The organism is Micromonospora sp. NPDC003776 (assembly GCF_053605645.1).
In genome coordinates, this window is sequence record NZ_JBSGJR010000325.1 from 1 (window position 1) to 7661 (window position 7661).

Consider the following 7661-nt stretch of genomic DNA (forward strand, 5'->3'; position numbering starts at 1 on the left):
CCGGCGCCCGCCGCGCCGCCCGCGATCCGCCGAAGGCCCTACCCGTCGACCCGGTTTCGTCGAATGGCCACGACCGGGGTCGCGCGGTGCGGTCCTGGGGTGCAGGCATGGGCGCCCGCGGAAGGGGAAGCCCAGGGCGCCAGCAGGAGCACCCGAGGAGAGACGCGCCATGACGGACACCTCGCGCACCGGGTCGAACAGCGCCCAGGATGCGGCGGGCGGCGGTTTCGCCGTCGTGGAGATGTTCACCTCCCAGGGCTGCAACAGCTGTCCGCCGGCTGAGGAGGTGCTGTCCGAGATCGACCGGGACGCCCGGGAGCGCGGGCAGCCCGTCTACGCCCTCGGCTTCCACGTGGACTACTGGGACCACCTGGGCTGGGCCGACCCGTTCGGCAACGAGGCACACACCCGCCGGCAGGAGGAGTACGCCCGCGCCTTCGGGTCCGCCGGGCTGTACACGCCGCAGATGATCGTCAACGGCACCGTCGAGTTCGTCGGCTCCGACCGTCGGCAGGCGTTGACGGCGATCACGTCGGCCCTGAGATCGGCCCCCACGACGCCGCTCACGCTGTCGGTCTCCGAGGCGGACGGCGGACGCCGGGTGGTCGTGGACTACCAGGCCGAGCGCCCGCCGGAACGGGCGGTGGTGAACGTGGCGGTCGTCGAACGCGGCCTGGAGAACGACGTCCCGCGCGGTGAGAACGCCGGGCGGCGGCTGCACCAGGACAACGTGGTGCGCGCCTTCACGTCGGCGGAGCTGGAGCCGAGCCGGGGGCGCGTGGAGCTCGGGCTGCCGGAAGACCTGGATCCGGGACGCGCCGTCGTGGTCGGCTACGTCCAGCAGGCCGACGACAGGTCCATCGTCGGGGCCGCGGCGGCCGGCGTGCCGGCGGGAAGACGGACATGACCGCACAGCTTCCTCCCGTCACGGTGCAGCGGTGGGTCAACTCGCCACCGCTGACGCCCGACGATCTGCACGGCCGGGTGGTGCTGATCGACATCTGGGAGTACACCTGCGTCAACTGGATCCGCACCGCGCCCTACGTCAAGGCGTGGCACCGGGACTACGCCGATCTGGGCCTGACCGTCATCGGCGTGCACGCCCCGGAGTTCCAGTTCGGCCGGCAGGCCGAGAACATCGACCGGGCGATTCGCGACCACGGCCTCACCTATCCCGTCGCGCTCGACAACGACTTCACCTTCTGGCGCGCCCTCGGCAACGACGCCTGGCCGGCCAAGTACCTCTTCGACGCCGCCGGGCGACTCGTCCAGCGGTGGATCGGCGAGGGTGACTACGACCGGGTGGAGTCGGAGATCCGCCGCCTCCTCGAGATCAGGGCACCCCGTACCGAGCTGCCGCCGGTCACCCCCGAGGTGACCGGCTTCGCCACCGTCGGGGAACCCTCCTACCTCGGCATCACGCCGGAGACGTACCTCGGCGCCGAGCGGGCCGAGCCGGGGACGTACGCGCTGAGGGGCGACTGGCGCGACGGCGGCGAGTACGTCGAACTCGCCGGCGGCGCCGGCGAGCTCCACCTGCCGTTCAACGCCGGCGAGGTGAACCTCGTCCTCGATCCGGGACCGGCCGACCCGGCCGCGATCCGGGTGCTGCTCGACGGGAACCCGATCGACGGCGAGCGCGGAGCCGACGTCGGCCCGGACGCGGTCGCGCGTACCGACCGCCCACGCATGGTCCGGCTCGTCGCCGGGGCGCCCCGCGCCGACCATGAGCTGACCCTCGTCGCCGACCGGCCCGGCCTCCGGGCGTACGTGTTCACCTTCGGTCCGTAGCGGGTGTCCTGATGAAACGGGAAAGGGGGAGCGATGACCGGTGCGACGGAGAAGGCGATCCTGGCCGGCGGCTGCTTCTGGGGAATGGAGGATCTGATCCGGAAGCGCCCCGGCGTGATCAGCACCCGGGTCGGTTACACCGGTGGGGACGTGCCGAACGCGACGTACCTGCACCACGGCTCGCACGCGGAAGCGGTCGAGATCGTCTTCGATCCCGACCGGCTGTCCTACCGGGACCTGCTCGAGTTCTTCTTCCAGGCGCACGACCCGACCACGAAGGACCGGCAGGGCAACGACGTCGGCACCAGCTACCGGTCCGCCATCTTCTACTGCGACGACCGGCAGCGGCAGATCGCCGAGGACACCATCGCCGACGTGGACGCCTCCGGCCTCTGGCCGGGCAAGGTGGTCACCGAGGTCACTCCCGCCGGCCCCTTCTGGGAGGCGGAGCCGGAGCACCAGGACTACCTGGAACGCAATCCCGGCGGTTACACCTGCCACTTCGTCCGGCCGGACTGGAAGCTTCCCCGCCGCGGCGAGCAGGCCGCCTAGCGCCAGCGTGAACCCGCGGCATCAACCCCGAAGGAGAGGAAGGCCACCGTGGCGACCCAGACGATGACCCGCCCGACCGCCGACATCCGGCCGTTCACGATCGAGATCCCCGACGCGGAACTCGAGGCGCTGCGCAAGCGCATCGCGGCCACCCGCTGGCCGGAGAAGCAGACCGTTGACGACCAGTCCGAGGGTGTGCCCCTCGAGACCAGCCAGGCGCTCGCCCGCTACTGGGAGAAGGAGTACGACTGGCGCAAGGTCGAGGCGAGGCTGAACAGCCTGCCGAACTTCATCACCGAAATCGACGGGCTCGACATCCACTTCATCCACGTCCGTTCGAAACACGACGACGCCTTGCCGCTGATCGTCACCCACGGCTGGCCCGGCACGGTGATCGAGCAGCTGAAGATCATCGGTCCGCTCACCGACCCCACGGCGCACGGCGGGAACGCGTCGGACGCCTTCCACCTGGTGATCCCGTCCATGCCCGGCTACGGCTTCTCCGGCAAGCCGAGCGCGCCGGGCTGGGGCCCCGAGCACATCGCACGAGCCTGGACCGAGCTGATGAAGCGCCTCGGCTACCACCGCTTCGTCGCCCAGGGCGGCGACTGGGGTGCGCTGATCACCAACCTCATGGGCGTGCAGGCACCACCGGAACTCGCCGGCATCCACACCAACATGCCGAGCGCGGTCCCGCCCGACCTGGACGCCCTGCTGCAGACCGGCATCAGCGGGGCGAACAATCCTCTCGACTCGCTGCCGGCCAACCTCTCCGTCGAGGAGCGCAAGGCGTGCGAGGAAATCAATTTCTTCTGGCTGCACTCCGCCTACGCCCTGATCATGGGCACGCGTCCGGAGACCCTGACCGGTCTCGCGGACTCGCCGATGGCCCTGGCCAGCTTCCTGCTCGACCACGACGCGGCCAGCCTGGAGCTGTTCTGTCGGGCCATCGCCGGGCAGTCCGTCGGCATCACACGGGACGACCTCCTCGACAACATCACCCTCTTCTGGCTGACCAACACCGGTGTCTCCGCCGCCCGCCTGTACTGGGAGAACAAGCTCTCGTTCTTCGCCGCCAAGGACGTCTCCGTCCCGGCCGCCGTGAGCGTCTTTCCGGACGAGCTGTACGAGGCCCCGAGGAGTTGGGCGGAGCGTGCCTATCCCCAGCTCATCCACTACAACAAGCTCGACCGGGGTGGGCACTTCGCCGCCTGGGAACAGCCGCAACTGCTCTGCGACGAGTTGCGGACCGCCTTCCGGTCGCTGCGCTAGTTCAGCCACCGTGTCGCGGGGCGGGCCGGGCGCGGATTCGGCCCGTTCCCGACGTACCGGACCCCCTGTGAAGGAGCGCGTCGATGACCAGCGCCGGACGGCGGCGGGCGGACCGATGAGCGGGACGGCCGCCGACCTGCTGCGCAGGCCCGAAGAGGCGCGGCAGGCGACGTTCCTGGAGCTCTTCTTCGACCTGGTGTTCGTGCTGTCCCTCACGCAGCTCTCCCGGACGCTGATCCACGACCTCAGCGGTAGCGGCGCGGGTGAGGCGTTGTTGCTCCTGCTCGCCGTGTGGTGGGTCTGGACCAACACGGCCTGGACCACCGACCTGTACGACCCGGAGCATCCGGCGATACAGCTGCTGGTCATCGCCAGCATGCTGGGTGCCCTCCTGATGGCGGTCGCGCTGCCGGAGGCGTTCGGGAAGCGGAGCTTGGTCTTCGCGGGGCTCTACGTCGCCGTCAACGTCGGCCGCCACCTCTTCTTCCTGTTCGCCCTGCGGGGTCACCCGCTGCGGCGCAGAACCCTGCGGCTGCTGTTCTGGTTCAGTCTCTCCGCCGTGCCCTGGATCGCCGGCGCGTTGTCGCCCGGGCCGGCCCGAGTCGCGCTGTGGGCGGTGGCCCTGGGCATCGATTACCTCGCCGGCGCGGCGCGCTACCCGACCCCGGGGCTGGGTCGCGCACCCGCTCAGGAGTGGCCGATCGTCGCGGAGCACCTGGCCGAGCGATACCGGCAGATGTTCATCATCGCGCTCGGCGAGCTGGTGCTCATCGCTGGTCTGGCGCTCGATCAGGCCGGCTTCGCGCCCGAGCGGACCGCGGCGGCCGCGGTGTCGTTCGCCACCACGGCGCTGTTCTGGCGGATCTACATCCACCGCGCGGGCGAGTTGCTGCCCGGCGTCATCGCCATGGCGTCCGACCCGGACCGCCTCGCCCGCTGGGCGTTGTTCGCCCACCTGCCGATGGTGGCCGGCGTCGTCGTCACCGCCGTCGGCGTCGAGTTCGTCATCGCCCATCCGCTGGGGCACACCGAGCCGGCCTGGGTCACCGTCATCTACGGCGGACCCGGCCTGTTCCTGGCGGGGCTGGCGTTCTTCGGACACCAGGTCTTCCGGCACGTCCCCCGCGACCGGCTGATCGGGCTGCTCGTCCTGGCCGCGCTGGCGCCGGTCGCGCTGCTGCTGCCACCGTTGCCGGCGGCCCTCGCCGTCACCGTGGTCCTGGCCGGCATAGCCGTCACCGACGCCCGGCGGCCCGACCTCGACCGCCGCGACCGGGAGGTCCGGCCGCGGCGGTCGAGGTAACCGGCTGATCAGCCCACGTGGGACTCGATGGCCTGGATGATCCGCGGACGCAGTTCCGCCGCCCGGACGACCGCGTCGACGGAGCCCACCTCGACCGCCCGCTGGATGCTGTGCACCCGGTCGAACTCGGCGGCCACCTCGCCGAGCTTCTCCGCCCGCACCGACGCCCGCAGCTCGTCCAGCTCGGCGGCGAGCGCCGCCCGGTCCGCGCCGGTGGCCGCCGCCACCCGCTCCTGCAGCTCCTGCACCCGCGGGTCCGCCGCGGTGCGGGCGGTCACGTCGCCGGCGAAGACCACGGCGGCGGCGGGCGCGCCGCCGAGCACCGAGGCGAACGAGCCCTCCAGCGCCAGCACGGTCATGTTCGGGTTCAGGGCCTTGGAGAACACCACGAACGCGCCGCCGTGGTAACGCGAGATCACGCAGAACACGATGGGCCCGCGGAAGTTGACGATGGCCCGGCCGATCTCCGCGCCGTACTCCAACTGCAGCTTGCGCATCGACTCGGGCGAGCCGTCGAAGCCGGACAGGTTCGCCAGCACGACCAGGGGACGGTTGCCGCTGGCCGCGTTGATCGCCCGTGCCGCCTTCTTCGACGACCGGGGGAACAGCGTGCCCGCGGTGTAGGTGTCCGGGCCGTCGGTGGGCGGGAAGCCCCGGCGCGGCACCGACCGGGACTCGATGCCGAGCAGGCACACCGGGATGCCGCCGAGGTGTACGTCCTGCACCACCGCGGTCTCCGCGTCGGCCATGCCCGCCCAGCGCTCCAGCACCGGATGGTCCTGGTCGGAGAGCGCCCGCATCACCGTACGGATGTCGAACGGCTTCTTCCGGTCCGGGTTCGCCTGCGCCGAGAAGATCTCCCCGACGGTGGTGAAGTCGCTGCCGGCGACCGCGTGCGGGAAGTCGGAGATGTCCCGGTCGACCGGGTCGGTAGTGACCGCCCGCCGAGGCGCGTCCTCGCCGGGCGCGACGTACGTGTGGTCGTAGTGCGCCATCAGCACGTCCCGCGCGGCGGGCAGGTCCGGCGCCCAGTACTGCGCCTGCCCGTTCGGGCCCATCACCCGGTCGTAGCCGCCGATGCCGAAGTTGTCCTCGGCGGAGACGCCGCCGGAGAAGTCGAGCGACTGCTTGCCGGTGAGCACCATCGCCGAGTCCGGCGTCATGACCAGGACGCCCTTGGTGTGCATGAGCATCGTCGCCTCGGCGTTCCAGTACGGCTGCGCGCCGACGGTGATGCCCGCGACCACGATGTTGATCTCACCGCCGGCCTGGGTGAACTCGACGATGCGCTTGAGCGCGGCGGCCACCCAGTCCATGTTCTCCGTGCCGGAGGTCATGGAGATCCGGGCGCCGGCGGAGAGCGCGTACCACTCCAGCGGCACCTCCATCCGCTCGGCCAGGTCGAGCGCGGCGATCACGCGGCGGCACTCCGGCTCGGACAGCGCGCCCAGCGACTTCGTCGGGTCGCCGAGCAGCACCACCCGCGTGACGCCCTGCGGGTGCCGCACGGTCGGCGTGCTCACCACGCCGGCGACGATCGCCGCGGTGTTGCGCCCCTTCGGCCGCTCGACCGGCACCAGCTGGTGCTTCTCGTCGAGGTCGTGCTCGACGAAGTCACCGAGCAGCCCGGTCAGCTCGTACGGGTACACGGTGTTGCGGCTGCTCGCCCGCAGCACCTTCAGCCGGTAGTCGTCCAGCGGCTCGACCGGCTCGACCGGCGGCTCCCCGACGGTCAGCTTGGCCGCACCGGTGGCGTCGAAGGTGATCCGTACGCCGATCTTGGTCAGCTCGCCGGTCGCGCGATCGCGCTGCCGGGCGATGAAGAGGATCTCCTCCAGGCCGGCGCCGCCGGTGGTCGGGCGCACCCGCCCGGCGATCATCTCCATCTCCTCCCGGGTGAGCTCGCTGGGCGGCCAGACGTAGATCACGATCCGGTTGGTGTGGAAGCGGTTCTTCGACGGCCGGGCCGACTGCGCGCGGCGGATCGAGTCGAGGCAGGCGGCGACGGTGTCCTCAGTCGTCGGCAGCGCCACCAGCCGGCCGTCGTGCTCGCGCAGCTCGGTCAGGTCGCGTACCTGCGCGAAGGCGACGAGGCGCTGGTCGGACGGGTTCTCCCGGGCCACGCACTGGAAGAGGTAGACCTCCTCGTCCGACGACGGCAGCCGGGTCAGGTCGAACTTGTGCAGCCGCTCCAGCTGCATCCGCTGCGCGATGTACGGGTGCAGGCCGCGGATCAGCCGCTCCTCCATCATGCCGCCGGCCGCCGGGCGGAACGTGAAGTGGTGGTGCATCACCGCGCCGCTGCGGCCGGCGACCGTGGTGGTGACCCGGCGGACCTGTGGCGGCAGCGGGTGCGCGGCGATGACCTCCAGCAGCGCCGCCGCCATCGCGTCGAAGTCCGTCGGCTGGTTCTCCCACGCGAGGTAGATGTCCGCGTCGATGGCGTCCTCGCCGCCCGCCAGCTCGGCGAGCCCGCGCAGCGCCTCGCCCAGCGCCTCGAAGCGCACCGCGGCGGAGACCACGCTCGACTCGGCCCGCTCGGCGACCACGAACGCGCACCCCGCGACCTGCGCCGTGCGTACCCGGGTGAGCGCCTTGTTGCCGTAGTACCGCCGGGTGAGCACCTCCAGCATGACCGTGTTGTCCAGGTGGTCGCGGACGAGCCGCTGGCCGAGCAGCCGCACCAGCGGCTCCGTGCTGCGGACCATCTCGGCCATGCGCTCGTCGCGGTCCGGCGCGTCCG

6 protein-coding genes are annotated in these 7661 nt (G+C 71.4%); 5 read left to right on the forward strand and 1 reads right to left on the reverse strand.

Annotated elements, in window-relative coordinates; translation table 11 throughout:
* The first annotated feature begins 169 nt into the window (after window positions 1-169).
* The 5 genes from ACWEVO_RS23430 (at window position 170) to ACWEVO_RS23450 (ending at window position 4918) form a co-directional block, all read left to right on the forward strand.
* Window positions 170-907: a DUF1223 domain-containing protein gene (locus tag ACWEVO_RS23430; protein WP_452309662.1), complete on the forward strand. Its 738-nt coding sequence runs from the start codon at window positions 170-172 to the stop codon at window positions 905-907.
* The gene (locus ACWEVO_RS23435) at window positions 904-1791 is read left to right on the forward strand and encodes a redoxin family protein (RefSeq protein ID WP_452309663.1); all 888 of its coding nucleotides are present in this window, start codon (window positions 904-906) and stop codon (window positions 1789-1791) included. The genes ACWEVO_RS23430 and ACWEVO_RS23435 overlap by 4 nt, the downstream gene beginning before the upstream one ends.
* Window positions 1792-1824: 33 nt before the next feature.
* A complete protein-coding gene (gene msrA / locus ACWEVO_RS23440; RefSeq protein ID WP_452309664.1) occupies window positions 1825-2343 on the forward strand; it encodes a peptide-methionine (S)-S-oxide reductase MsrA in 519 nt (172 codons plus the stop codon).
* A gap of 63 nt (window positions 2344-2406) precedes the next feature.
* On the forward strand, window positions 2407-3615 hold the full coding sequence (locus tag ACWEVO_RS23445; protein WP_452309667.1) for an epoxide hydrolase family protein: 1209 nt from the start codon (window positions 2407-2409) through the stop codon (window positions 3613-3615).
* Window positions 3616-3730: 115 nt separating this feature from the next.
* Window positions 3731-4918 carry a low temperature requirement protein A gene (locus ACWEVO_RS23450; RefSeq protein ID WP_452309665.1) on the forward strand — a complete coding sequence of 396 codons (1188 nt, stop codon included), beginning with the start codon at window positions 3731-3733 and terminating at the stop codon, window positions 4916-4918.
* Between the two features lie 8 nt (window positions 4919-4926).
* Here the strand turns inward: ACWEVO_RS23450 and ACWEVO_RS23455 are convergent.
* A partial coding sequence (locus ACWEVO_RS23455) for a carboxyl transferase domain-containing protein (protein ID WP_452309666.1) occupies window positions 4927-7661 on the reverse strand: 2735 nt, incomplete at its 5' end.